Here is a 25,300-nt window from a genome sequence, read left to right as displayed (position 1 = left end):
CGGGTTTGTCTTCCCGGCCGCTGGGCCGTTCCGACGAGTGAGACTTTAGCGGATTCCGTGCTCCCGAGCTAATCGGGGCTGCGTCCTTTCGAACGCGGATTCCTCATTCCGTAAATACGCATGACAAAGCAGCCGAAGCCGAGGCGTCGATTGCTGGTTGGTACTTGCGGAGTGGCTGTCCGGGGACCGACCAAGGTCGGCGCTCACGTCGGACAACTCGGAGAACACTACGGATCGGCGTGTCGTGTGTCAACTCTGGTGCCGGGAGCACTCCGGAGGCGTACTCTGGGCGGCATGACGACGCGTACGTGTACCCAGTTCTGGTGGGCCGCCTGACGGCGGCCGCGCTCACGTATGCATCCAACGGCCGCCGCTTCGGCGGCCGTTCTCGTATCTCCCCCGGACTCCGGGGGCCGGCCGCAGGAGCGGCGGTCCCGACCAGGAGGTGGAGTGGAGATGAAGCGGGTCTTCAGCGGGATTCAGCCGACCGGGAACCTGACGCTGGGCAACTACCTGGGAGCCCTGCGGCGCTGGGTCGAGACGGACCAGCACCGGGCCGACTCGGTGTTCTGCGTCGTGGATCTGCACGCGCTGACGGTGGACCAGGATCCGGCGCGATTGCGCAGGCTCAGTCGGCAGACGGCGACGCTGATGCTGGCGGCCGGGCTGGATCCGGAGGTGTGCACCGTGTTCCTGCAGAGCCATGTCGACGAGCACACGAGGCTGTCGTACCTGCTGGAGTGCGTGGCGACCGACGGTGAGATGCGCCGGATGATCCAGTACAAGGAGAAGACCGCGAAGGTGCGGGAGCGCGGCGGGACCGTGCGGCTGTCGCTGCTGACGTATCCGGTGCTGATGGCGGCGGACATCTTGGGGTACGGCGCGGACGAGGTGCCGGTCGGGGACGACCAGGTGCAGCACGTCGAGCTCGCGCGGGATCTGGCGGTGCGGTTCAACCAGCGGTTCGGGCACACGTTCGTGGTGCCGAAGGCGACTCGGCCGGCGGTCGCGGCGCGGGTGATGAATCTGCAGAACCCGACGGCGAAGATGGGGAAGTCGGACGACTCGGGGCTGGGGGTCGTCCATCTGCTCGACGAGCCGGACGACGTGCGCAAGAAAGTCATGCGCGCGGTCACCGACAGCGGGCGGGACGTGGCGTACGACCCGGAGGGGCGGCCGGGGGTCGCCAATCTCCTGGAGATTCTCGCTGCGTGCACGGGCGGGAACCCTGAGTCACTGGCAGACGTTTACGACTCGTACGGCGCCTTGAAGAAGGACACCGCGGAGGCGGTGGTGGAGGTCCTCGGGCCCGTGCAGGCCAGGCACAGGGAGCTGTGCGCGGATCCTGCCTATGTGGAGGGGGTGCTGCGGGATGGTGCGCAGAAGGCGAGGGCGATGGCCCGGCCGACCGTCGACGCGGCCTACCGGGCGATCGGGCTGTTGCCGCCGGTGTTCGAGACGGCGTTGAGCGGGGCCGGGCATTAGGGCCTGCCCGGGTGGACTCGGGTGAGTTAGCGCGGTCTCGGGCGGAGTTGTGGGCTCGTGCGTGCGGGGGCGGGCGGCTGCCGGTGAGCCGTCGCCCCCGGCGCCGGGTCAGTCCTTCTTGCCGGAGGCGAGTTCGCGGCTGCGGTCGCGGGCGGCTTCGAGGGCGGCGATGAGGGCGGCTCGTACGCCGTGGTTCTCCAGTTCGCGGATGGCGTTGATCGTGGTGCCCGCCGGGGAGGTGACGTTCTCACGGAGCTTGACGGGGTGTTCCCCGCTGTCGCGGAGCATCACGGCGGCGCCGATCGCGGACTGGACGATGAGGTCGTGTGCCTTGTCGCGGGGCAGGCCGAGCAGGATGCCCGCGTCGGTCATGGCCTCTACCAGGTAGAAGAAGTACGCGGGTCCCGAGCCGGACAGGGCGGTGCAGGCGTCCTGCTGGGTCTCGGGGACGCGGAGTGTCTTGCCGACGGCACCGAAGATCTCCTCGGCGTGCGCGAGGTGCTGCTCGGTGGCGTGGCTGCCGGCGGAGATGACCGACATGGCCTCGTCGACGAGGGCGGGGGTGTTGGTCATGACGCGGACGACCGGGGTGCCTGCGGTCAGGCGCTCCTCGAAGAAGGAGGTGGGGATGCCGGCGGCGCCGCTGATGACGAGGCGGTCGGCGGGGACGTGCGGGGCGAGCTCGTCCAGGAGGGCGCCCATGTCCTGCGGCTTGACCGTGAGGATGAGGGTGTCGGCGGTCTTGGCGGCCTCGGTGTTGGTGACCGGGCTGACTCCGTAGCGAGTGCGGAGTTCTTCGGCGCGTTCGGGGCGGCGGGCGGTGACCAGGAGGTCGGCGGGGGCCCAGCCGGCCCGGATCATTCCGCTGAGCAGGGCTTCGCCGATCTTGCCGGTGCCGAGGACTGCGACTTTCTGGCTCATGGGGTCATCCTCGCACCGGGCCGTGAGGGTGCGGGTGCTTGTCCGGCAGGCGGAACACGGGCCGGAGGCCGTCCCGTGCCGTGGGATCGGCGAAGCGCGATCAGGCCGTACGGCGCCGGAGGGTGGCCGCGCCCAGGACCAGGACCAGCAGCGCGCAGCCGGCCACGATCAGGACGTCGCGGACGAAGGTCGCGGTCATGTCGGTGTGGTGCAGGACCTGGTTCATGCCGTCGACGGCGTACGACATCGGCAGGACGTCGGAGATGCCCGTGAGGACGGGGTGCATGTCGGACCGGGGAGTGAACAGGCCGCAGAGGAGGAGCTGGGGGAAGATCACCGCGGGCATGAACTGGACCGCCTGGAACTCCGAGGCGGCGAAGGCCGAGACGAAGAGTCCGAGGGCCGTGCCGAGCAGGGCGTCGAGGAGGGCGACGAGGAGCAGCAGCCAGGCGGAGCCGGTGACATCGAGGCCGAGCACCCACAGGGCGAGGCCGGTGGCGAGGGCCGACTGGACGATGGCGAGCGCGCCGAAGGCGAGGGCGTAGCCGGCGATGAGGTCGGCCTTGCCCAGGGGCATGGCGAGGAGGCGTTCGAGGGTGCCGGAGGTGCGTTCGCGCAGGGTGGCGATGGAGGTGACCAGGAACATCGTGATCAGCGGGAAGATGCCGAGCAGGGATGCGCCGATGTTGTCGAAGGTGCGGGGGCTGGCGTCGAAGACGTAGCGCAGCAGGATCAGCATCACGCACGGGACGACGATCATCAGCGCGATGGTGCGCGGGTCGTGGCGGAGCTGACGCAGGACCCGGCCCGCGGTGGCGGTGGTGCGGCCGGCGTTGATGACACCGGTCGGGGCCGGGGCGGGCGTGGTGCTGGTGATGGTCGTCGTGCTCATCGGGTGCTCTCCTTGGGTCGGGCTGCCGCGGCTGCCTCGTCGACGAGGTGGAGGAAGGCGGCCTCGACGGTGTCGCCGCCGGTGCGGGTGCGCAGGGCGTCCGGGGAGTCGTCCGCGAGGATCTCGCCCTCGCGCATCAGGAGGAGGCGGTGGCAGCGCTCGGCCTCGTCCATGACGTGGGAGGAGACGAGGAGGGTGGCGCCGCGGGTGGCGGCGATGTCGTGGAAGAGGTTCCACAGGTCGCGGCGCAGGACGGGGTCGAGGCCGACGGTGGGTTCGTCCAGGACGAGGAGTTCGGGGGCGCCGAGCAGGGCCACGGCCAGTGAGACGCGGTTGCGCTGGCCGCCGGAGAGGTTGCCGGCGAGGGCGTCGGCGTGGCTGGTGAGGTCGACGTCGGTGATGGCTTGGGTGACGTGTTCGTGGCGTCGTTCGGCGGCTGCGCGGCCGGGGTCGAGGATCGCGGCGAAGTACTCGAGGTTCTGGCGGACGGTCAGGTCGTCGAAGACGGAGGGGCTCTGGGTGACATAGCCGATGCGCGAGCGCAGGGCGGGGTGGCCGGCAGGGTGGCCGAGGACCTGAAGGGTGCCGTTGACCTTGGCCTGAGTGCCCACGATCGAGCGCATGAGGGTCGACTTGCCGCAACCGGAAGGGCCGAGCAGGCCGGTGACCTGGCCGCGGGGAACGGCGAAGGTGAGGTGGTGGAGGACGGTGCGGGGGCCGCGGACGACGGTGAGGTCGTGGGCTTGGAGGGCCGCGGTGGCGGGCTGCGGCGGTGGGTCCGGCACGTAATTCATCATGCGATGAATAATGTGCCTGGAGGGCCCCCGCGTCAAGGGGCCTGCCGGGCATATGCGGAAGCCGCGTCCGGGCGCGCAGACGGAAGCGGCGGCCGGGACGAACCCGGCCGCCGCTCCGAGCGACGCCGCTGATCAGGGCTTGGTGGCGACGAGCAGAAGCACGTCGTAGGTCTCCTCGACCATGCCGTCCGGGAAGGCCTTCAGCAGATGGGCGCGCTCCTCTTCCAGGAAGGCGGTCCTGCGGTCCTCGGGCGTGAGGAGGAACGCCGAGTGGCTGCCGATGTTCGCGAGGTGGGTGTCGATCGTGACGCGGCGGCTCCAGCGGATCTCCCGGCGGGCGAAGCGCAGCCGCCCACTGGGGTCGGCCAGTTCGGTGCGGCTGCCCTTGCGCTTCTCGGCCGCGACGTCCACACCGAGGAAGCGGCCGATGCGAAGGGCGGCCTCGGCGACCCACTCGACGTCCAGGGCATCACCGTTCCACCACAGTGCCAGCGCGCCGCCCGGCCGCAGCACGCGTAGCGCCTCCGGCACCGAGCGGGCGGTGTCGGTCCAGTGCCAGGCCTGGGCGTAGGTGATGAAGTCGGCCTGCGCGTCGGCGATGGGGAGGGCGTTGCCGTTGCCACGGACGATCGGCAGCTGCGGCAGCCCCCGGCGGAACTCGGCGGTCATGCCCTCACCGGGTTCGACGGCGAGCACGTCGGCGCCGCGGGCCCGCAGGAGGGCGGTCGCAATACCGGTACCGGCCCCGACGTCCACGACCCTGGCACCGGACAGCGACCGGCCGGCCAGTTCCTCGATGGTGTCGAAGAGGGCGGGCGGGTAGGAGGGGCGGTTCGCGGCGTACTGGGCGGCGGCGGAGTTGAAGGAGTGCGCGCGGGACATGGTCGAGGGTGGCGGTGAGGACGGTTGCGTCACGGTCATACGGCCATGGTGGAGGCGGCGGGGAGGTGACGGCAGCGGGTTTTCGGGCGGGACGGACCCGGAGGGCTGGCGGGATGAGGGGGACGGACCCGGGCGGCCGGCCGGAGGAGGAGGAGGAGGAGGGCGGGTCACCGGCGCCCTTCACCTGACCGCCGAGAGCCCCTCACCCATGCCGCTCCTTCTGACCACCCGGATCAGGTGTCAGCGGCGCCGCTTCTTCTTCGACGGGTTGCCGGTGCGGCGGGAGGTCCGGCGGTCGTACTCCTCGCGGGCCTTGTCGTACTCCTCGCGGTGCAGCTTCTCGCCCGGGGCCTCGGTGAGGGACCGGAAGAAGTAGGCGAGGAGGGAGCCGACGAAGCCGATGGCGAGCAGGCCGCGCAGGGAGGCCTGGCGCTGCGGGTCGTGGCGCTTGCCGAAGCCCTCCCAGGTGTTGCGGAAGGCGAGCGCGCTGCAGATCGCGAACATGGCGATGATCAGCACGGTGACGAAGGAGCCGGTGTCGGCTATCTGGAGGCCCTCGTAGGCGAGGCGGAGGACGAGGCAGGAGGCGACGGCTGCGGCGAGGGAGCCGACGGCGACGCCGGCGCGTCGGGCCGCGTAGCCGTTGTCGTGGTTCACCCAGGTCGTGCCGAAGAAGCGCAGGGGCTCGGGGCGGGGGCGGCCGCTCGAGGCGCTTCGGTCGGCGCCGTCTGGGGAGCCCGCCGGGGTGTCCGGGGTGCCGGTTTCGTCGCTCACGGAACGATTATGGCGCCGGGCCGGGGCGGGCTCCCGGTGGGGTCAGCCGCAGCGCGGGGCGATGTAACCGTCGCTGCCGGTCTGGACGTAGGCGTCGGACACGAACTCGGCGTTGTCGATGTTGTCCCAGATGTTCGTCGTGCCGTACGGGCCGCTGACCGTGGTGCCCGGGGTCTGGCAGAAGATCGGGACCTTCGCCCCTTCGGCGAGGACACGGACGATGTTGTAGCTGGTGCCGGGGCCGCTGCGGACGTTCAGGCGCACGCCCGGGGCGACGGAGTAGTAGCGCAGCGAGGTGGTAGCGGCCTCTTCGGCATGGTCGATGGACATGAAAGCCCCCCGTTCGACCCCATGGACGCCATGGGGTCCTCTCGATTCCCGCGAAACTGGAACGAGCCGCGGAACACCTGTGCGCGACTCGCGCGCGAAGGCTAGCAAGCCGCCTCTGTCTCGCACGAGTCATCGACTAGGCTCCGTGCGTCGCGCGCGCGGACGAACAGCACGGGGGTGGTCGCATGACGCCACGCAGGAACACGGGAGCGGGCGCGGAAGCGGAACTTCCCGAGTACGCCGGTCACTACCGCCTGGAGTCACGCCTGGGTTCGGGTGGCATGGGGGTCGTACACCTGGCCCGGAGCACTTCCGGGATGAAGCTCGCGGTGAAGGTCGTACACGCCGAGTTCGCCCGGGATCCCGAGTTCAGGGGCCGTTTCCGGCAGGAGGTGGCGGCCGCTCGCAAGGTGAGCGGGGCCTTCACGGCGCCGGTGGTCGACGCCGACCCGGACGCGGAACGGCCCTGGATGGCCACGCTGTTCATTCCGGGCCCGACCCTCTCCGACGAGGTGAAGCGGAACGGGCCGATGGATTCGGCTCAGTTGCGCCGGCTGATGGCGGGGCTGGCCGAGGCGCTGCGCGACATCCACCGGGTGGGGGTCGTGCACCGGGACCTGAAGCCGAGCAACGTCCTGCTCGCCGAGGACGGACCGAAGGTCATCGACTTCGGCATTTCCCGGCCGAAGGACAGCGAACTGCGCACCGAGACCGGCAAGCTGATCGGCACGCCGCCCTTCATGGCACCCGAGCAGTTCCGGCGGCCGCGCGAAGTGGGGCCCGCCGCCGACATCTTCGCGCTCGGCTCGGTGCTGGTGCACGCGGCGACCGGGCGGGGGCCCTTCGACTCCGACAGTCCGTATGTCGTCGCCTACCAGGTCGTGCATGACGAGCCCGACCTCACCGGCGTACCGGAGGGCCTCGCTCCGCTGGTGCTGCGGTGCCTCGCCAAGGAGCCGGAGGACCGGCCGACCCCGGATGAGCTCATGCGGGAACTGCGGTCGGTGGCGGCCTCGTACGACACGCAGGCGTTCATACCGGCGCAGCGGTCGGGCGAGGGGACGGCCCCGGGGTCCCGCGCCGAGGAGGCCGGGCGGCCCGCGCCGTCGGCCGGGCGGCGTGCCGGAAGAAGGGTGATCGTGGGCGCCGGGGCGCTCGGGCTCGTCGTGGTCGCCGCGTTGGCCTCGGTTCGGCTGGCGGGGGGCGGCGAGCCCACGCCGGACGGCACGAACCCGCACACCAAGGCAGCCGCGTTCAGTGCCTGGAAGGCCAGGCCGGCGGCCGGGGCATCGGGGATGGCGCAATGCTCCTACGGCGCGGGCAGGTTGCTGTGCGGGCGGCCCGGCGAGGTCTTCGCCCTTTCCCCGGCCGGCGGAGAACTGCTGTGGCGGCGCTCGGTCGGCACCACCTCCGCCGGCGGACCGCCGGTCGTCTCGGCCGCGCTCGTGCAGCCCTACACGGGAGGCGGATCGCAGCTCGCGGCGCTCGACCCGCGCTCGGGCAGGGAGGTCTGGAAGCGGCGCCTGGCCCCGGGCACGATGGTCCGGTACACGGACCGGACGGCCCTGCTCACCGAAGCCGACGGAAAGGTCACCGGCGTCGACAGCGCCTCCGGCGAGGCCAGATGGAGCCGCCGTATCCCCGGTCAGCCGCGGCCGTCCTTCGTCTCGTTCCCCGGCGACCCGCTGGCGTACGCGACGAGCACGTCGGCCGACGGTTCGAGCACACAGGTCTCCGCCGTGGATCCGCGGAGCGGTGCCATACGGTGGCAGGCGCGCCTGGCGTCGACGCTGGAACTCTTCGGAAGCGGCGGCGGCTCCGTCTTCTTCCTCTCCGTCGACAGTGTCTACGGGGAAGCGAAGGCCGTCGTCCGCTACACCCCCGCGAACCGGTCGACACGCCGCGTGGCACTGCCGCTGGCGAGCGCGGACGCGCACGCCACCGTGCACGGGAACGTCGTGTACCTCCTCGCCACGGGCGGGTCTCTCGAAGCCGTGGACATGGGCGCGCGGAAGCAGCTGTGGCGGGTGGAGACCTCGGTGAGCCGCGGTTCGGCACCGGTCGCCGACGGCAGGTACGTGTACTTCACCGCGGGTGACGGGAGGCTTCTGGCCGTCAGCGCCCGTACGGGGGCTCTCGTGGGGCAGACCCCCGCGCGTCTGGGCTCGGACTCGGCCCGGGTGATGAGCGCGCCTGCCACGCCCGTGCTCGACGGCAACCGCGTCTACGCCACCGCCCCCGACGGAACCGTCTTCGCCGTTGCTTCGCGCGATCCGTCCGGCTGGTGACACGCAACGGGGCCGTCCTCGTCCAGGAGGCGGCCCCGTCGGTCGTACGGCTTCTCAGCCCAGCTTGGTCACGTCCCGCACCGCGCCCTTGTCGGCGCTGGTGGCCATCGCGGCGTAGGCGCGGAGGGCGGCGGAGACCTTGCGGTCGCGCTTCCCGGGGGCGTAGACGCCGTTGAGGGCCTGGTCGCGGCGGGCGAGTTCGGCCTCGTCGACGAGCAGCTCGATGGTGCGGTTCGGGATGTCGATGCGGATGCGGTCGCCGTCCCGGACCAGGGCGATGGTGCCGCCCGAGGCCGCCTCGGGGGAGGCGTGGCCGATGGACAGGCCCGAGGTGCCGCCGGAGAAGCGGCCGTCGGTGATCAGGGCGCAGGACTTGCCCAGGCCGCGGCCCTTCAGGTACGAGGTCGGGTAGAGCATCTCTTGCATGCCGGGGCCGCCCTTGGGGCCCTCGTAGCGGATGACGACGACGTCGCCGTCCTTGACCTCGTGGGTGAGGATGCGCTGGACGGCCTCCTCCTGGGACTCGCAGACGACCGCCGGGCCCTCGAAGGTCCAGATCGACTCGTCCACGCCGGCCGTCTTCACCACGCAGCCGTCGACCGCCAGGTTGCCCTTGAGGACCGCCAGGCCGCCGTCCTTGGAGTACGCGTGCTCGACCGAGCGGATGCAGCCGCCCTCCGCGTCCTCGTCCAGCGCCTCCCAGCGCTCGGACTGGGAGAAGGCCTCGGCGGAGCGGACGCAGCCGGGAGCGGCGTGCCACAGCTCGACCGCCTCGGGGGACGGGGAGCCGCCGCGGACGTCCCAGGTCTTCAGCCAGTCGGCCAGCGACGGGCTGTGGACGGCGTGGACGTCCTCGTTGAGCAGGCCCGCGCGGTGGAGTTCGCCCAGCAGGGCCGGGATGCCGCCGGCGCGGTGCACGTCCTCCATGTAGTACGTGCGGTTCTTCGCGACGTTGGGCGCCACCTTCGCCAGGCACGGCACCCGGCGGGAGACGGCGTCGATCTGCTCCAGGCCGAAGGGGACGCCCGCCTCCTGGGCGGCGGCCAGCAGGTGGAGGATCGTGTTGGTGGAGCCGCCCATCGCGATGTCCAGGGCCATGGCGTTCTCGAAGGCCTGGAAGGTGGCGATGTTGAGCGGGAGGACCGTGTCGTCGTCCTGCTCGTAGTAGCGGCGGGTGAGGTCCATGACCGTGCGGGCGGCGTCGACGTAGAGCTGCTTGCGCGCGGTGTGCGTGGCGAGGACCGAGCCGTTGCCGGGCAGGGACAGGCCGATCGCCTCGGTCAGGCAGTTCATCGAGTTGGCGGTGAACATGCCGGAACAGCTGCCGCAGGTCGGGCAGGCGTTCTCCTCGATCCGGAGGATGTCCTCGTCGGAGATCTTCTCGTTGACGGCGTCGGAGATCGCGTCGACCAGGTCGAGCGTGCGGACCGTGCCGTCGACCAGGGTGGCGCGGCCGGACTCCATCGGGCCGCCGGAGACGAAGACCGTCGGGATGTTCAGGCGCAGGGCGGCCAGCAGCATGCCCGGGGTGATCTTGTCGCAGTTGGAGATGCAGACCAGGGCGTCGGCGCAGTGGGCCTCGACCATGTACTCCACCGAGTCCGCGATCAGGTCGCGGGAGGGCAGGGAGTACAGCATGCCGCCGTGGCCCATGGCGATGCCGTCGTCCACGGCGATCGTGTTGAACTCGCGCGGGATGCCGCCCGCCTCCTTGATCGCCTCGCTGACGATCCGGCCGACCGGCTGGAGGTGGGTGTGGCCCGGCACGAACTCGGTGAAGGAGTTCGCGACCGCGATGACCGGCTTCCGGCCGATGTCCGCACCGGGTACACCGGAGGCGCGCATAAGGGCGCGGGCGCCCGCCATGTTGCGGCCGTGGGTGACTGTGCGGGACCTCAGCTCGGGCATCGTCGCTCGCTCCTCGAATGACCATCTGGCAATGAGTCCAGAGAGTTCTGGCTGTCTACGAGACTACGCCGCCGCTCCAAGGACTGGACACGGTTGTCCGGAATACGGGACGGGCGTTTCACCTGTCCGTCGGGAAGCCGGCCGGGGAGGTCACCGGTCCGTGAGGTGGTGCTGTACGACAGGGGCGACGCGCGCGATGATCTGCTCCAGGTCCGCCGACGCCAGCGGCTCCAGTTTGATCACGTAACGCATCATCGCCGCACCCACCAGCTGCGCGGCGGCCAGCTCCGCGCGCAGTTCCGGGTCCGGCAGATCCACCTGGGCGGCGACACGGCGCAGCAGCTGGGAGGCGATCAGGCGGCGGAACACGGCGGCGGCGGTCTCGTTGTTGACGGCGGACCGGACGATCGCGAGGAGCGGCGTACGGGTCGTGGGGTTCTCCCAGACGCCGAAGATGAAGCGGGTCAGCCGCTCCCCCACCCCGTCCAGCGGGCCGGCGGCCAGCGCCTCGGGGGCGTGCAGCGCGGGTGCGAAGGCCACCGCGATCGCCGCCTCGAAGACCTGCTCCTTGGTGCCGAAGTAGTGGTGGACCAGCGCGGAGTCCACGCCGGCCGCCTTGGCGATACCGCGCACGGACGTCTTCTCGTAGCCCCGCTCGGAGAACTCCTCGCGGGCCGCGGCGAGGATGCGGTCACGGGTGTCACCGGACTCGGCACGCGGGGGGCGGCCTCTCCTGCGCGCGGTCGGCTCACGGGTCTCGTTCATCGCCGGGGCACCCGTACCGCCGACGCCAGGTGCTTGCGGGTGAAGGCCAGGGCCTCGGCGAGGTCGGCCTCGCGTTCGGCGCTGGACATCGCCCGCCGGGTGTTGACCTCGATGACGACATGGCCGTCGAACCCGGTAAGGGCCAGGTGTTCCAGCAGCTCGGCGCAGGGCTGCGTGCCGCGGCCCGGCACCATGTGCTCGTCCTTGGCCGAGCCCCGGCCGTCGGCGAGGTGGACGTGGCCGAGCCGGTCGCCCATGCGGTCGATCATCTCCAGGGCGTCCGCGCGGGCCGTCGCCGTGTGGCTGAGATCGATCGTGAAGTGCCGGTAGTCGTGCCGGGTGACGTCCCAGTCCGGGGCGTAGGCGAGCATCTCGCGGTCGCGGTAGCGCCAGGGGTACATGTTCTCGACGGCGAACCGTACGTCCGTCTCGTTCGCCATGCGCCAGATCCCGTCGACGAAGTCGCGCGCGTACTGCCGCTGCCAGCGGAAGGGCGGGTGTACGACGACGGTGGAGGCCCCCAGTTTCTCGGCGGCCGCCCGGGCCCGCTGCAGCTTGACCCAGGGGTCCGTCGACCAGACCCGCTGGGTGATCAGCAGGCAGGGGGCGTGGACGGCCAGGACCGGAATGCCGTGGTAGTCCGACAGACGGCGCAGCGCCTCGATGTCCTGGCTGACCGGGTCGGTCCACACCATGACCTCGACGCCGTCGTAGCCGAGGCGCGCGGCGGTCTCGAAGGCCGTCGCGGTGGACTCCGGGTACACGGAGGCCGTCGACAGCGCGATACGCACGTCCGTTGGTTCAGCCACGTCCGTCACCTTACGGTGTGCGGTGGTGCCGGTGTCGGGTGTCTATTCGCCGTTGTGAGCTTTGCCATTCGGGCGGGTGCGGCGTCGTCGTGGTCGCCGGCTCCACCCGGGTTCTCGGCTTCGACCGGACCCGGGGGACCCCCTCGCGGCGCAGCCGCATGTCGATACGGCCCCGCGCCCTTCCGGTGCGCTAATCGGACCCCATGTGATCAAGCCGCCGGAGGATCACGCCCTCGCGCAGGGCCCAGGGGCAGATCTCCAGGTTCTCCACCCCGAACAGGTCCATCGCCGCCTCGGCCACCAGCGCCCCCGCCAGCAGCTGGCCGGCGCGGCCGTCGGACACGCCGGGAAGCTCGGCGCGCTGCTCCACCGTCATGCCGGCCAGGCGCGGAACCCAGGCCTCCAGGGACTCTCGCTTGAGTTCGCGCTGGACGTAGAGGCCCTCGGCACTGCGGGCGGCGCCGGCGATACGGGCGAGCTGCTTGAAGGTCTTGGACGTGGCGACCACGTGGTCGGGGGCGCCGAAGCGGGTGAATTCGCCGACCGTGCGGGCGATCTCGGTACGGACGTGGCGGCGCAGGGCGCGCACGGCTTCGGGGGCGGGCGGGTCCCCGGGCAGCCAGCCCGCGGTGAGCCGGCCGGCGCCGAGCGGCAGGGAGACGGCGATGTCCGGCTCCTCGTCTATGCCGTAGGCGATCTCCAGGGAGCCGCCGCCGATGTCCAGGACCAGCAGCTTTCCGGCGGACCAGCCGAACCAGCGGCGGACGGCGAGGAAGGTCAGGCGGGCCTCCTCGGACCCGGCGAGGACCTGCAGTCGTACGCCGGTCTCCTCCTCCACGCGCGCGAGGACCTCGTCGGCGTTGGTGGCCTCCCGGACGGCGGAGGTCGCGAACGGCAGCAGGTCCTCGACGCCCTTGTCCTCGGCGGCCTGGAGCGCGTCCTGGACGACCGCGACGAGCTTGTGGATGCCGTCGTCGTCGATGGCACCGCTGTCGTCGAGCAGTTGGGCCAGCCGGAGTTCGGCCTTGTGCGAATGCGCGGGCAGCGGGCGCGCGCCGGGGTGTGCGTCCACCACCAGCAGATGCACCGTGTTCGAACCCACGTCCAGGACACCGAGTCTCATATACGGAACGCTACTGCCAGATCGTCCGCCGACGGTCCCCGGAGCGGTCCTCGGCCACTTACCCTGGACATGTGCCAAAGACGAAAAAGGCGAAGGACCACAAATCATCCAAGGGATCGAAGGATTCTGCGCAGGCGAAGGCGTCGTCCGTGTCCAAGAAGTCCACGAAGGCCCTGGAGGCCCGACAGGCCGCGCAGGCGAGCGACGAGAAGGGGCTCGACTTCGCGCGCGCCTGGGTGGAGTTTCCTGATCCTGCGGACGACGAACAGGTCTTCCGCTGTGATCTGACATGGCTGACCTCTCGCTGGAACTGCATCTTCGGCAGCGGCTGCCAGGGCATCCAGGCGGGCCGCGCGGACGACGGGTGCTGCTCGCTGGGCGCGCACTTCTCGGACGAGGACGACGAGAAGCGGGTCGCCGAGCATGTGGCACGGCTCACGCCGGACATCTGGCAGCACCACGCCGAGGGCACCCGCGACGGCTGGGTCTCCAAGGACGAGGAGGGCTCCCGCCAGACCCGCCCCTACCAGGGCTCCTGCATCTTCCAGAACCGGCCCGGCTTCGCCGGCGGCGCGGGCTGCTCGCTGCACATCCTCGCGCTGCGGGAGGGCCGGGAGCCGCTGGAGACCAAGCCGGACGTGTGCTGGCAGCTGCCGATCCGGCGGACCTACGACTGGATCGACCGCCCCGACGACACACGGGTCCTGCAGGTGTCGATCGGCGAGTACGACCGCCGGGGCTGGGGTCCGGGCGGCCACGACCTGCACTGGTGGTGCACCTCGGCGACCTCCGCACACGGCGCGGGCGAGCCGGTGTACGTCTCCTACCGGGCCGAGCTGACGGAACTCATGGGCAAGGCCGGTTACGACCGTCTGGCCGAGCTCTGCGAACAGCGACTGGCGTCCCAGCTGCCCCTGGTGGCCCCGCACCCCGCCGACCCCACCCCGTAACTCCACCACCAGCTCCTCCCCACCCGGGGCACCCAGCACGGACACCGGTACGGGCCTTGCCACCGGCCAGCCCCAGCCCCCAGCCCCCGCCCCCCGGACAGCCGGTCAGGCTCGGCGCACAGCCACTCCTCCCCCACCCGCCCCACAACTCACCCCTGGCTCCCGGACGGGCTCGGCGTATCGGTGGTGGACGGAGTCGGGGTCGGGGAGTCGGGGGGTGAGGTGGGGTCGGTCGGGGTGGACGGGGGGTCGGTCGGAGGGGTCGGTTGGGTGGAAGGGGGGTCGGTGGGGGGCGTGGTGGGCGGAGTGGGGGTGGAGGAGGTTGGCGGGGGCGTGGGGCGACGCGTGGGGGCCGTGCCGTAGCCGTCGATCGTGACCACCGTGCCGGCCGGGGAGATCGCCACCTGTGCGTGCCAGTGGCCGGACGGCTCGCGGAGGTGGTCGACGTACACCTTGATCGTCAACGTGTCGCCGGGGACGAGGGTTCCCGTGGACTGGCTGAGGTAGAGCCAGGACGCCGAGGTGGACGCGGACCAGTGGAGCGGGGAGGAGCCCGAGGCGGTGAGGGTGATCAGGGTGGTGTCGCCGTCGTTCGCCGCGCTGACGTCGAGCTGCCCGGTGCCCTTGTGACCCGCTCCGGTCACGCTGACGACCTCCACGGAGACGTCCGCCTTGCCGTCCTCTCCGATGCGCGGGCCGGGCTTCACGCTCGCGTTCCCGGCGTTCTCGTAGCCGCCGGCCGAGTCGCTGCCGAGGGCGTCGGGGCCCTGGGCCTCGCGTGCGGTGGCGGAGGGGCCGCCGCCCTCCCCGTCCGCCGTCGGCGCGCCCCGGTAGGCGGCCCACAGGGCGAGGACGGGGGCGGCCACGACCGTGGCGACGACCGTCGTCGTCACCGCACGCGCGCGTAGCCGGTCGCGGCGGGCCGCGCGGTCCTTGGGGTCCATCGGGAAGCCGCGCCGGTCGAAGCGGGGTGCCGCCGCGCCACGCGCGCGTGAGTGGTGCGTCAGGGCGACGTGCAGTGCCGCCCGGGGGGCCTCCAGGACGGGCAGCTCGGCCGGGGTGACCGTGGCGCCGGGCCAGCGGCCGGGCACGGCGCGCTCGGCAGTGCGGCGGCAGCGCGGGCAGTCGTCGACGTGGCGGACCAGTTCGCGGCGCAGGGCCGTGCTGAGGACCAGCCCGCTGTCCTCCGTGAGGTGGGCCACGCTCGGACAGCCGCCGGTCTCGACGACGGCGAGGGCCGCGCGGGTGCGCTCGACCTCGCAGGCGGCGGAGGCGAGCAGCTCGCGCGCCGCCGCCGGTTCCATGCCGAGGACGGCGGCGACCTCGTGCGGGGCCAGGTGGTGGCGGACGGCCAGCTCCAGGGCCTCGCGCTGCTCGGGGGTCGTACCGGCCGCCTCCGGCCAGGCGAGCAGCGCCAGTTCGCGGCGCCGCTGTTCCTGGGTCTCCGGGGCGACGGACGGTTCGGGGAGCCGGCTCCCGACCTGTCTGCCGGCCTGTTTCCCCGCTTGTTTCGCAGCCTGCTTCCCGGCCTGTTTCCCGGCCGCCGTGCGGCCCGCCGCGTGGGTGGCCTGACGTTTCTGCTTGGCCTCGGCCAGCTTGCGCAGGCACGCCCAGCGGGCCAGCGCGTACAGCCAGGCCCTGCGGTCGTCGGCGGCCTCCGGGACGCGGTGTCCGCGCCGCTCGGCCAGGGCGAGGACGTCGCCGAGGGCGGCGGTGGCCGCGTCGTGGTCGCACAGCACCGACAGACAGTAGGTGAACAGCCCGTCCAGGTACGGTTCGTAGCGCGCCGGCGGCCGCTGGGCGAGGGTGCGCGCGGCGGCACGGTCGCGCCCCTCTCTCACCTCGCGGGCCTCTCCTGCTTCGCGCCCCTCCCGCGCCGCTCGTGCTGCTCGCGCCTGGCCGCGCGCCCGGTGCGCGCCGACGGTGCGGGTGGTGGTCTCCGGACTACTGCTCATCACCCGTGCGACCGTAGGCGGCTGCGGAGTGCCCCTTCTTGAAGCTTGAGCACTTTTAATCCGTACGGGTGAAACGATCCCTCATAAGAGGACAGGAACCCTTTGTTCCGCGGCCGGTTTCCGACGGGTGGTGGCCGATACCGGTTCACCCACACACGGCCCGGGGATCCGTTGTCAGTGCCGCGGGCTACGGTTTCCGCATGGCTGCCCGTACCAAGACCACCAAGGACCGCCCGTCCTACCGCTGCACCGAGTGCGGCTGGCAGACGGCCAAGTGGCTCGGCCGCTGCCCCGAGTGCCAGGCCTGGGGCACGGTCGAGGAATACGGCGCGCCCGCGGTCCGTACGACGGCACCGGGCCGTGTCACCAACTCCGCGCTGCCCATCGGTCAGGTCGACGGGCGGCAGGCCACCGCCCGGACGACCGGCGTGCCCGAGCTGGACCGGGTGCTCGGCGGCGGCCTGGTTCCCGGCGCTGTGGTGCTGCTCGCGGGCGAGCCCGGCGTCGGCAAGTCCACGCTGCTGCTGGACGTGGCCGCCAAGTCGGCGAGCGCCGAGCACCGCACTCTCTATGTGACCGGCGAGGAGTCGGCGAGCCAGGTGCGACTGCGCGCGGACCGCATCGGCGCCCTCCACGACGAGCTCTATCTGGCCGCCGAGACCGATCTGTCCGCCGTCCTCGGCCACTTGGACGAGGTCAAGCCGTCCCTGCTGATCCTGGACTCGGTACAGACGGTCGCCTCCCCGGAGATCGAGGGCGCGCCCGGCGGTATGGCCCAGGTGAGGGAGGTCGCGGGCGCGCTCATCCGCGCCTCCAAGGAGCGCGGGATGTCCACGCTCCTCGTGGGCCACGTCACAAAGGACGGGGCGATCGCGGGCCCGCGCCTCCTCGAGCACCTCGTGGACGTCGTCCTGCACTTCGAGGGCGACCGGCACGCGCGCCTGCGCCTGGTGCGCGGTGTGAAGAACCGCTACGGCGCCACGGACGAGGTCGGCTGCTTCGAGCTGCACGACGAGGGCATCACGGGCCTTGCCGACCCAAGCGGACTTTTCCTGACCCGTCGTGACGAACCGGTCCCCGGCACCTGCCTGACCGTCACCCTGGAGGGCCGCCGCCCGCTGGTGGCCGAGGTGCAGGCGCTGACCGTCGACTCCCAGATCCCCTCCCCGCGGCGTACGACCTCGGGCCTGGAGACCTCCCGGGTGTCCATGATGCTGGCCGTCCTGGAGCAGCGCGGCCGGATCAGCGCGCTCGGCAAGCGGGACATCTACTCGGCGACGGTCGGCGGGGTGAAGCTGTCGGAGCCGGCCGCCGACCTCGCCATCGCCCTCGCGCTGGCCTCCGCCGCCAGCGACACCCCGCTGCCGAAGAACCTGGTCGCGATCGGCGAGGTGGGCCTCGCGGGCGAGGTCAGACGGGTCACGGGCGTGCAGCGCAGGCTCTCCGAGGCGCACCGGCTGGGCTTCACACACGCGCTCGTGCCGACCGATCCGGGCAAGGTGCCGGCGGGTATGAAGGTCCTGGAAGTCGCCGACATGGGGGACGCGCTGCGGGTGCTGCCGCGCTCCCGTCGACGAGAGGCCCCGCGGGAGGCGGAGGACCGCCGGTAGACTTTGCCCTGGTCTCGCCCGTCCGTACGAACCGAGTGCGGGTGCGGGAGCGCGTCAGAACCTGCGACCGGAGGAGTGCAGTGGCAGCCAACGACCGGGCAGCAGCTCCCGGAAAAATCGGTGGGAGTGCCGGTTCCGATGGCCTGATGCGCGCCTCGCTGAGCGCCGTGGCTCCTGGTACGGCCCTGCGTGACGGCCTGGAGCGCGTCCTGCGCGGGAACACCGGCGGGCTGATCGTGCTGGGCTCCGACAAGACGGTCGAGGCGATGTGCACGGGCGGGTTCGTCCTGGACGTGGAGTTCACCGCCACCCGGCTGCGGGAGCTGTGCAAGCTGGACGGCGGCATCGTGCTGTCGTCGGACCTGTCGAAGATCCTGCGCGCGGGCGTGCAGCTGGTGCCGGACCCGACCATCCCCACGGAGGAGACGGGCACCCGGCACCGTACGGCGGACCGGGTCAGCAAGCAGGTCGGCTTCCCCGTGGTCTCCGTCTCGCAGTCCATGCGCCTGATCGCCCTCTACGTCGACGGTCAGCGGCGCGTCCTGGAGGACTCGGCGGCGATCCTCTCGCGCGCGAACCAGGCACTGGCCACGCTGGAGCGGTACAAGCTGCGGCTGGACGAGGTGGCCGGAACCCTCTCGGCACTGGAGATCGAGGACCTGGTGACGGTGCGGGACGTGTCCGCCGTCGCACAGCGCCTGGAGATGGTCCGCCGCATCGCCACCGAAATCGCCGAATACGTGGTCGAACTGGGCACGGACGGTCGTCTTCTCGCGCTCCAGCTGGAGGAGTTGATCGCCGGGGTCGAGCCCGACCGTGAGCTGGTCGTGCGGGACTACGTCCCCGAGCCGACGGCGAAGCGGTCCCGCACGGTCGAGGACGCCCTCTCCGAGCTGGACGCGCTGACCCACGCCGAGCTGATCGAACTCGGGACGGTGGCGCGGGCGCTGGGGTACACCGGCTCGCCTGAGACCCTCGACTCCGCGGTGTCCCCGCGGGGCTTCCGCCTGCTGGCCAAGGTTCCGCGTCTGCCGGGAGCGATCATCGACCGGCTGGTGGAGCACTTCGGCGGCCTGCAGAAGCTGCTCGCCGCGAGCGTGGACGACCTGCAGACCGTGGACGGCGTGGGAGAGGCCCGGGCGAGGAGCGTACGGGAAGGCCTGTCGCGCCTGGCCGAGTCCTCCATTCTGGAGCGGTACGTCTGAAGTGGGGCCCGGCGCCTGCCGGCTCGGGGGGCGTATGCCGTCCGGCGGCAGGGGGTCCGTCGTGGTTGCTCGCGCCGCTTGGGCAGGCGACCTGCAGCTTCCTCAAGGGACGCGGGGTACTGCGCGATCAGCCCCGCTCAGCCGCTCCCGGCAACGAACCGTGCCGCCCGCCCCTCAGTCGGCCGACAGCACGAACGAAGCCTGCAGCTTGCCGAACCCCGGCGCCTTGGCCTCCAACAGATACGTGCCCGTCTTCGCGGAGGCCCCGGAGGGCGTGGCGCACTGGGGGGCGCTGGGCTTGCGGTCCCACTTCACGGTGTAGGTGATGCTCTGCCCCGCCGGCACCCGGAAGGGCAGGCTCCCCGCGCCCTGGGGACAGTCTGCCGACGACCAGATCACGGCGCTTCCGTCCGCCGACGTGATGGTCAACACCGCGCTCTTCGGCCCGAGATCGACCTTGCAGTCGGTGGACGAGCCGTTCTTCGCGGTGAGTTGGAAGGTCGGTGCCTGGTCCGGCGAGTAGGAGTTGTGCAGGCTCCGCAGGCTCAACGTCACTGCTGAGGAGGCGCAGTCGGGCAGCGTGGAGGACGCCGGAAGCGCGTCGCCCGTAACGACGTTGCCCCCGCCGGACGCCGTACCCGTTCCGCCGGCCGAGCCGTCACCGGACCCGGAGGAGCCCGTGTCGGAACCGCTGCCGCCGCCGGAACCGGAGTCGCTCCCACCGGAGTCGCCGCCGCCCGAGTCGTCGCGCCCGCCCGGGTGTTGGCTGATCGCGGGCCCGGACGAGGACGGCCCCGGAGTGATGGTGGGCGCGGGATTCTTGCCGTCGGACCCGCCGGCGTTCTGCTTGCCGCCCCCGCCGCCGCCGGCGGTGACGATCCACGTGATGAGCAGCGCCAACAGGGCCATCACCGACAGCAGTACGACCCTCCTTCGCCAGTAGATGGAGGAGGGAAGCGGCCCGACCGGATTGCGCAGAGATCCCACGGCGCAAACTGTACGAGAGAACCCCGTGCTTGCTTGCCCCACCCGCCGCGCGAGCACCAACTTTTCCGGATCATCATTCCGGCAACTGCCGTACCCCCCAAGGCGCTCCCATCTTCGCCACGGTGGGTGACCGTGCCGTCACCCGCCATGGGGGCCGAGCCGTGGCAGGATCGGAAGGCCATGACTGAGAAGCTGCACACCCCTGTGATCGCCTGGTTCGACGCCCACGCCCGCGACCTCCCCTGGCGCCGCCCGGAGGCGGGCCCGTGGGGTGTGATGGTCAGCGAGTTCATGCTCCAGCAGACCCCGGTCAACCGGGTGCTGCCCGTCTACGAGGAGTGGCTGGCCCGCTGGCCGCGCCCCGCCGACCTCGCGAAGGAGGCGCCGGGCGAGGCGGTGCGCGCCTGGGGCCGGCTCGGTTACCCGCGCCGGGCACTCAGGCTGCACGGCGCCGCGGTCGCCATAGCGGAACGGCACGGCGGCGACGTACCGACGGACCACGCGCAGCTGCTGGCACTGCCCGGCATCGGCGAGTACACGGCCGCCGCGGTGGCCTCGTTCGCGTACGGGCAGCGGCATGCGGTGCTGGACACCAATGTGCGCCGGGTCTTCGCGCGGGCGGTGACGGGCGTGCAGTACCCGCCGAACGCGACCACGGCCGCGGAGCGCAGGCTCGCCCGTGAGCTGCTGCCCGAGGACGAGCGGACGGCCGCACGCTGGGCCGCGGCCTCCATGGAGCTGGGCGCGCTGGTGTGCACGGCGAAGAACGAGGGGTGCGGGCGCTGCCCGATCGCCGCGCAGTGCGCCTGGCGGCTGGCCGGCAAGCCGGAGCACGCGGGGCCGCCGCGCCGCGGGCAGACGTACGCCGGTACGGACCGGCAGGTGCGCGGCAAGCTGCTCGCCGTACTGCGGGAGGCGCACGCGCCGGTGCCACACACGGCGTTGGACCGGGTGTGGCACGAGCCGGTGCAGCGCGCCCGCGCGCTCGACGGGCTCGTCGCGGACGGTCTGGTGGAGCCGCTGCCGGGCGGTCTGTATCGGCTGCCGCTCAGCTGACGGACAGCCAAGTCACAGCGACCGCCGCTCTGTTACGGCACCCACAGCCCGACAAAGGTGCACGTAAAGGGACATAACGGGCCACCTACTTACCCCGTTCCGGCTTCCGTTACACAACCGACGGATAGCCGATTGCTAGCCGCAGGCTGGTTCGGACAGCGCCGTGACAACCACTCCGTAGCTTCTTTTCCGTGCCCGGCAGACCACCGGACACGGGGAAAGCAAGCAGGACTTCAGGCAATGAGCCGGAGTGAACGGGGAACGGAGGCGGTTGATCATGGCGCAGGGCGAGGTGCTCGAATTCGAGGAGTACGTCCGCACCCGGCAGGACGCGCTGCTGCGCAGCGCGCGTCGGCTGGTCCCGGACCCGGTCGACGCCCAGGACCTGCTGCAGACGGCGCTGGTACGGACGTACGGCCGCTGGGAGGGCATCGCCGACAAGCGGCTCGCCGACGCCTATCTGCGCCGGGTCATGATCAACACCCGTACGGAGTGGTGGCGGGCGCGCAAGCTGGAGGAGGTCCCCACCGAGCAGCTGCCGGACGCGTCCGTGGACGACTCCACCGAGCAGCACGCCGACCGGGCCCTGCTGATGGATGTCATGAAAGTGCTCGCACCGAAGCAGCGCAGTGTTGTAGTACTGCGACACTGGGAGCAGATGTCCACTGAGGAGACGGCCGCGGCCCTCGGCATGTCGGCCGGTACGGTCAAGAGCACGCTGCACCGGGCGCTCGCCCGGCTCCGCGAGGAGCTGGAGGCCCGCGATCTGGACGCACGCGCGCTGGAGCGTGAGGAGCGGGAGCGTTGCGCGGCCTGACCGGGGCCGGGCCCGACCGGGCCCGGGGCAGTACACAGGCGGTGATCGCGGCGGGGGCCGCGCTCGCCGCCATCGCCCTTTTCGTCGCCGCGTGCGGCACCGGGGGCACCGGCACCCGGGACGAGGGCCCCGCGCACGCCACGGCGGTCGCGGGAGCCGTCTCCTCCCCCACGCCCAGCCCGACCCACACCTACCGCCGGGTCGACCCGGTCTCGCTGATCAAGCAGGACCCTGAGGTCTCCACGACGGTGAAGCGGGGTCTGAAGGCGTGCAGCGGCGACGACTACCCTGTCGACGTCACCTACGGCGATCTGACCCACGGATCCGTCAACGACGTCCTCGTCAACGTGATGACCTGCGGCGACTGGGTGGGCGTCGGCACATACGTGTACCGGGACGTCGGGGGCTCGTACAAGAATGTGTTCAAGGCGGAGGACTCTCCGGTCGTCGCGGAGATCGACGGCACCGACCTGACCGTGACCAAGCAGGTCTACGACACGGGCGACGCGGTGTCGAACCCGACCAAGGAGACCGTGATCAAGTACAGGTGGAGGACGGGCAGGTTCACCGAGCTGAACAGCCACGACACCTATTACAGCCAGGCCGGCGGCGATGCGGCCGCCGTGCCGGACAACTGACCGCCACACGCACACCACGAGGACTGAGAGCACCGGGATGGCAGACCAGACCCACGTCCTGTTCGTCGAGGACGACGACGTCATCCGCGAGGCAACCCAGCTCGCTCTGGAGCGCGACGGCTTCGCGGTCACCGCCATGCCCGACGGTCTGTCGGGCCTGGAGGCGTTCCGGGCGAACCGCCCCGACATCGCCCTGCTGGACGTGATGGTCCCCGGTCTGGACGGCGTCAGCCTGTGCCGTCGTATCCGGGACGAGTCGACCGTGCCGGTGATCATGCTGTCGGCGCGCGCCGACTCCATCGACGTCGTCCTCGGCCTGGAGGCGGGCGCCGACGACTATGTGACCAAGCCCTTCGACGGCGCCGTGCTGGTCGCGCGGATCCGGGCGGTGCTGCGCCGCTTCGGGCACGCGAGCGGCAACGACCGGAGCGAGGCGGCCGCGGACACGGTGACCGGTGGCGTGCTCACCTTCGGGGACCTGGAGATCGACACCGAGGGCATGGAGGTGCGCCGGGCCGGGCAGCCGGTCGGGCTCACCCCGACCGAGATGCGGCTGCTGCTGGAGTTCTCCTCGGCACCGGGCACCGTGCTCTCCCGTGACAAGCTGCTGGAGCGGGTCTGGGACTACGGCTGGGGCGGGGACACCCGGGTCGTCGACGTGCATGTGCAGCGGCTGCGCCAGAAGATCGGCCAGGACCGGATCGAAACGGTCCGCGGCTTCGGCTACAAGCTGAAGGCCTGAGCGGGGCGGCGGCATGCGGGGGATCCTTCGCTACCCGGTCCGGCGCATGGAGCGCGCCGGCCTGCACACCGGGCTCAGATGGAAGCTCAGCGCGGCGATCGCGCTGGTGGCCGGCCTGGTCGCGATCGCGCTGAGCCTGGTCGTGCACAACGCGGCCCAGGTCTCGATGCTCGACAACGCACGCGACCTGGCCAACCAGCGCGTCCAGTACGCACAGCACAACTACGAGGCGAGCCGGCGGCCGAACTTTCCCAACATCAAGCTCGACGACCCCCAACTGCCGGAGTCACTGCGCGAGAAGGTGGCGGACGGCAGGAAGGCCAGCGATGTCATCGACCACGACGGGGTGCCGGACATCTGGTCGGCCGTGCCGACGAAGGACGGGCGTGTGCTGTCCCTGCACACCCATATGCCGGACCGTTCCACGGATGTGATGAAGGACCTCGACCAGGCCCTGGTCATCGGATCCGTGGCGGTCGTGCTCGGCGGCAGCGCGCTCGGCGTGCTGATAGGCGGACAGCTGTCCCGGCGGCTGCGCAAGGCGGCGGCCGCCGCGAACCAGGTCGCCAAGGGGGAGACCGACGTCCGGGTGCGGGAGGCCATCGGCGGGGTCGTACGGGACGAGACCGACGATCTGGCGCGCGCGGTGGACGCCATGGCGGACGCGCTGCAACAGCGTCTCGAGGCCGAGCGGCGGGTCACCGCCGACATCGCGCACGAGCTGCGCACCCCGGTGACGGGCCTGCTCACGGCCGCCGAACTGCTGCCCCCCGGCCGCCCCACGGAACTGGTGCTGGACCGGGCGAAGGCGATGCGCACGCTGGTCGAGGACGTCCTGGAGGTGGCCCGCCTGGACGGCGCCTCGGAGCGGGCGGAGCTGCAGGACATCATGCTCGGCGAGTTCGTCACCCGGCGCGTGGCCGCCAAGGACCCGCAGATCGAGGTGCGGGTGGTGCACGAGTCGGAGGTCACCACCGACCCGCGCCGACTGGAGCGGGTGCTGTTCAACCTGCTCGCCAACGCCGCCCGGCACGGCAGGCCGCCGATCGAAGTGACCGTCGAGGGCCGGGTCATCCGGGTCCGCGACCACGGTCCGGGCTTCCCCGAGGAACTGCTCGCCGAGGGGCCGAGCCGCTTCCGCACCGGCAGCAAGGACCGCGCCGGTACGGGCCACGGGCTGGGCCTGACCATCGCGGCAGGCCAGGCCCGGGTGCTCGGCGCCCGGCTGACGTTCCGCAACGTACGGCCCGTCGGGGCCCCCGACGGCATCCCCGCGGACGGCGCGGTGGCGGTGCTGTGGCTGCCGGAGCACGCACCGACCGCCACGGGCAGCTATCCGACGCTGCCGCTGTCGGGGGGCGCGACCTGAGCGCCGTACCGAGCCGACAGGCGCTCAGCAGGCCCAGTCCCGCTCCAGGTCCAGGCCCCCCTCCCGCCGCTGTGTGAAGGAGAACCAGTTGCCGGAGTCGTCCCGGAAGAGCGCCTCCGTGCCGTACGGCCGCTCCTGGGGCTCCTGGAGGAACTCCACCCCACGCTCCTTGAGCTTCTTGTAGTCGCCGTGGATGTCGTCCGTCGCCAGCACCCCCGCGCCGAGCGCCCCCTTGGCGACTAGCTTGCGCATCATCTCGGCGGACTCGGGGTCCATCGCGGGCGGCCCGGGCACCATGAGCGTCAGCTCCACGTCGGGCTGTCCGGGGGCGCCGACGGTGAGCCAGCGCATGCCGCCCTCTCCCATGGTCATGTCCGTACGGACCTCGAGACCCAGCTTCTGGGTGTAGAACTCCTTGGCCCGGTCCTGGTCCAGGACCCAGACGGTCGTGATGGCAAGCCCCTTGATCATGGATCTGCTCTCCTGTCGGTGGTGCTGATGACGTCGGCGGTGCCGTCCGCCGGGGCGGACTCCCCTTCGTCACCGTAGGCAGAGCCGGACCCGGAGCGCTTCTCCGATCTTGCGGTGCTGAATCCGCCGGCCCAGAGCATGGCGTAGCACCCGGGTATCAGCGAGGCCCCGCGCCCCACGTGCCGCGCGCGGTACTCGCTGGGGGTGAGCCCGGTGCGGGCCTTGAAGCGGGCGGAGAACGTGCCGAGGCTGCTGAAGCCGACCAGTGTGCAGATCTCGGTCACGGTGAGGTTGGCGCAGCGCAGCATCTCCTCGGCCCGCTCGATCCGGCGGTGGGTCAGATACTGGCCCGGGGTCTCGCCGTAGACGTCCTTGAAGGCCCGCAGGAAGTGATACCGCGAGTACCCGGCGCACGCCGCCACGGCGTCCAGATCGAGACCGGGGTCCGCCCAGTCCCGGTCCATGGCGTCCTTGGCCAGACGCAGCCGCCGCACCTTGTCCATGCAGCCGATGGTGACACGGGGCA

Annotated in this window: 24 protein-coding genes; 10 read left to right on the top strand and 14 right to left on the bottom strand. The window is 71.6% G+C overall.

Annotated elements, in window-relative coordinates; genetic code table 11:
* Positions 1–456 precede the first annotated feature (456 nt).
* Positions 457–1,485, top strand: coding sequence for a tryptophan--tRNA ligase (gene trpS / locus LMU33_RS31965; RefSeq protein ID WP_228624277.1), 1,029 nt, complete (start codon positions 457–459; stop codon positions 1,483–1,485).
* 108 nt (positions 1,486–1,593) lie between these two features.
* On the opposite strand, the gene proC is transcribed toward trpS, so the two are convergent.
* From proC to LMU33_RS31935, 6 genes are all read right to left on the bottom strand, one after another.
* Complete coding sequence (gene proC / locus LMU33_RS31960) at positions 1,594–2,406, bottom strand: pyrroline-5-carboxylate reductase (protein ID WP_228624267.1); 813 nt, start codon at positions 2,404–2,406, stop codon at positions 1,594–1,596.
* Positions 2,407–2,506: 100 nt separating this feature from the next.
* Complete coding sequence (locus tag LMU33_RS31955; protein ID WP_228624266.1) at positions 2,507–3,298, bottom strand: ABC transporter permease; 792 nt, start codon at positions 3,296–3,298, stop codon at positions 2,507–2,509.
* A complete protein-coding gene (locus tag LMU33_RS31950) occupies positions 3,295–4,095 on the bottom strand; it encodes an ABC transporter ATP-binding protein (protein WP_228624265.1) in 801 nt (266 codons plus the stop codon). Before LMU33_RS31950 ends, LMU33_RS31955 begins: the two co-directional genes overlap by 4 nt.
* 132 nt (positions 4,096–4,227) lie before the next feature.
* Positions 4,228–5,016, bottom strand: coding sequence for a class I SAM-dependent methyltransferase (locus tag LMU33_RS31945; RefSeq protein WP_228624264.1), 789 nt, complete (start codon positions 5,014–5,016; stop codon positions 4,228–4,230).
* A gap of 201 nt (positions 5,017–5,217) precedes the next feature.
* On the bottom strand, positions 5,218–5,751 hold the full coding sequence (locus LMU33_RS31940; RefSeq protein WP_228624263.1) for an EamA/RhaT family transporter: 534 nt from the start codon (positions 5,749–5,751) through the stop codon (positions 5,218–5,220).
* 42 nt (positions 5,752–5,793) lie between these two features.
* On the bottom strand, positions 5,794–6,081 hold the full coding sequence (locus LMU33_RS31935; protein ID WP_228624262.1) for an SH3 domain-containing protein: 288 nt from the start codon (positions 6,079–6,081) through the stop codon (positions 5,794–5,796).
* 185 nt (positions 6,082–6,266) lie between these two features.
* Here LMU33_RS31935 and LMU33_RS31930 point away from each other — a divergent pair, with 185 nt between their 5' ends.
* Entirely contained in the window at positions 6,267–8,369 is a 2,103-nt protein-coding gene (locus tag LMU33_RS31930) for a serine/threonine-protein kinase (protein ID WP_228624261.1), read from the top strand.
* Between the two features lie 54 nt (positions 8,370–8,423).
* On the opposite strand, the gene ilvD is transcribed toward LMU33_RS31930, so the two are convergent.
* From ilvD to LMU33_RS31910, 4 genes are all read right to left on the bottom strand, one after another.
* A complete protein-coding gene (gene ilvD, locus LMU33_RS31925) occupies positions 8,424–10,277 on the bottom strand; it encodes a dihydroxy-acid dehydratase (protein WP_228624260.1) in 1,854 nt (617 codons plus the stop codon).
* 150 nt (positions 10,278–10,427) lie between these two features.
* The gene (locus LMU33_RS31920; RefSeq protein WP_228624259.1) at positions 10,428–11,042 is read right to left on the bottom strand and encodes a TetR/AcrR family transcriptional regulator; all 615 of its coding nucleotides are present in this window, start codon (positions 11,040–11,042) and stop codon (positions 10,428–10,430) included.
* Positions 11,039–11,860: a sugar phosphate isomerase/epimerase family protein gene (locus LMU33_RS31915; RefSeq protein ID WP_372478086.1), complete on the bottom strand. Its 822-nt coding sequence runs from the start codon at positions 11,858–11,860 to the stop codon at positions 11,039–11,041. The genes LMU33_RS31920 and LMU33_RS31915 overlap by 4 nt, the downstream gene beginning before the upstream one ends.
* Before the next feature lie 181 nt (positions 11,861–12,041).
* Positions 12,042–12,974 (bottom strand): Ppx/GppA family phosphatase, encoded by a 933-nt coding sequence (locus LMU33_RS31910; RefSeq protein ID WP_228624257.1) that lies wholly within the window; start codon positions 12,972–12,974, stop codon positions 12,042–12,044.
* A gap of 149 nt (positions 12,975–13,123) precedes the next feature.
* On the opposite strand from LMU33_RS31910, the gene LMU33_RS31905 reads away from it, so the two are divergent.
* Positions 13,124–13,924 carry a DUF3109 family protein gene (locus LMU33_RS31905; protein ID WP_372478085.1) on the top strand — a complete coding sequence of 267 codons (801 nt, stop codon included), beginning with the start codon at positions 13,124–13,126 and terminating at the stop codon, positions 13,922–13,924.
* Positions 13,925–14,073: 149 nt separating this feature from the next.
* On the opposite strand, the gene LMU33_RS31900 is transcribed toward LMU33_RS31905, so the two are convergent.
* On the bottom strand, positions 14,074–15,882 hold the full coding sequence (locus tag LMU33_RS31900; protein WP_228624255.1) for a BACON domain-containing protein: 1,809 nt from the start codon (positions 15,880–15,882) through the stop codon (positions 14,074–14,076).
* Between the two features lie 197 nt (positions 15,883–16,079).
* Here LMU33_RS31900 and radA point away from each other — a divergent pair, with 197 nt between their 5' ends.
* Together radA and disA are read left to right on the top strand one after the other, a co-directional pair.
* The gene (gene radA, locus LMU33_RS31895) at positions 16,080–17,489 is read left to right on the top strand and encodes a DNA repair protein RadA (RefSeq protein WP_228624254.1); all 1,410 of its coding nucleotides are present in this window, start codon (positions 16,080–16,082) and stop codon (positions 17,487–17,489) included.
* Positions 17,490–17,569: 80 nt separating this feature from the next.
* Positions 17,570–18,694 (top strand): DNA integrity scanning diadenylate cyclase DisA, encoded by a 1,125-nt coding sequence (gene disA, locus LMU33_RS31890; protein ID WP_228624253.1) that lies wholly within the window; start codon positions 17,570–17,572, stop codon positions 18,692–18,694.
* Between the two features lie 174 nt (positions 18,695–18,868).
* Here disA and LMU33_RS31885 read toward each other — a convergent pair whose 3' ends face one another.
* Entirely contained in the window at positions 18,869–19,681 is an 813-nt protein-coding gene (locus LMU33_RS31885) for a hypothetical protein (protein ID WP_228624252.1), read from the bottom strand.
* Between the two features lie 180 nt (positions 19,682–19,861).
* Here LMU33_RS31885 and LMU33_RS31880 point away from each other — a divergent pair, with 180 nt between their 5' ends.
* The 5 genes from LMU33_RS31880 to cseC all read left to right on the top strand — a co-directional run bounded on the left by LMU33_RS31880 (position 19,862) and on the right by cseC (position 24,303).
* The gene (locus tag LMU33_RS31880; RefSeq protein WP_228624251.1) at positions 19,862–20,737 is read left to right on the top strand and encodes an HhH-GPD family protein; all 876 of its coding nucleotides are present in this window, start codon (positions 19,862–19,864) and stop codon (positions 20,735–20,737) included.
* 277 nt (positions 20,738–21,014) lie between these two features.
* Positions 21,015–21,554: a SigE family RNA polymerase sigma factor gene (locus LMU33_RS31875; RefSeq protein WP_030751823.1), complete on the top strand. Its 540-nt coding sequence runs from the start codon at positions 21,015–21,017 to the stop codon at positions 21,552–21,554.
* Positions 21,542–22,192, top strand: a complete 651-nt coding sequence (locus LMU33_RS31870; protein ID WP_228624250.1) for a hypothetical protein — start codon at positions 21,542–21,544, stop codon at positions 22,190–22,192. The genes LMU33_RS31875 and LMU33_RS31870 overlap by 13 nt, the downstream gene beginning before the upstream one ends.
* 37 nt (positions 22,193–22,229) lie before the next feature.
* Positions 22,230–22,934: a two-component system response regulator CseB gene (gene cseB / locus LMU33_RS31865; RefSeq protein WP_228624249.1), complete on the top strand. Its 705-nt coding sequence runs from the start codon at positions 22,230–22,232 to the stop codon at positions 22,932–22,934.
* 13 nt (positions 22,935–22,947) lie between these two features.
* Positions 22,948–24,303 (top strand): two-component system sensor histidine kinase CseC, encoded by a 1,356-nt coding sequence (cseC, locus tag LMU33_RS31860; protein ID WP_228624248.1) that lies wholly within the window; start codon positions 22,948–22,950, stop codon positions 24,301–24,303.
* 24 nt (positions 24,304–24,327) lie between these two features.
* Here the strand turns inward: cseC and LMU33_RS31855 are convergent, their stop codons facing one another.
* The gene (locus LMU33_RS31855) at positions 24,328–24,774 is read right to left on the bottom strand and encodes a VOC family protein (protein WP_228624247.1); all 447 of its coding nucleotides are present in this window, start codon (positions 24,772–24,774) and stop codon (positions 24,328–24,330) included.
* Positions 24,771–25,277: a helix-turn-helix transcriptional regulator gene (locus LMU33_RS31850; protein WP_228624246.1), complete on the bottom strand. Its 507-nt coding sequence runs from the start codon at positions 25,275–25,277 to the stop codon at positions 24,771–24,773. Before LMU33_RS31850 ends, LMU33_RS31855 begins: the two co-directional genes overlap by 4 nt.
* Between the last annotated feature and the right edge of the window lie 23 nt (positions 25,278–25,300).

This window comes from Streptomyces barringtoniae, assembly GCF_020819595.1.
Taxonomy (GTDB): domain Bacteria; phylum Actinomycetota; class Actinomycetes; order Streptomycetales; family Streptomycetaceae; genus Streptomyces; species Streptomyces barringtoniae.
This window is presented reverse-complemented; position numbering and strand designations above follow the sequence as displayed.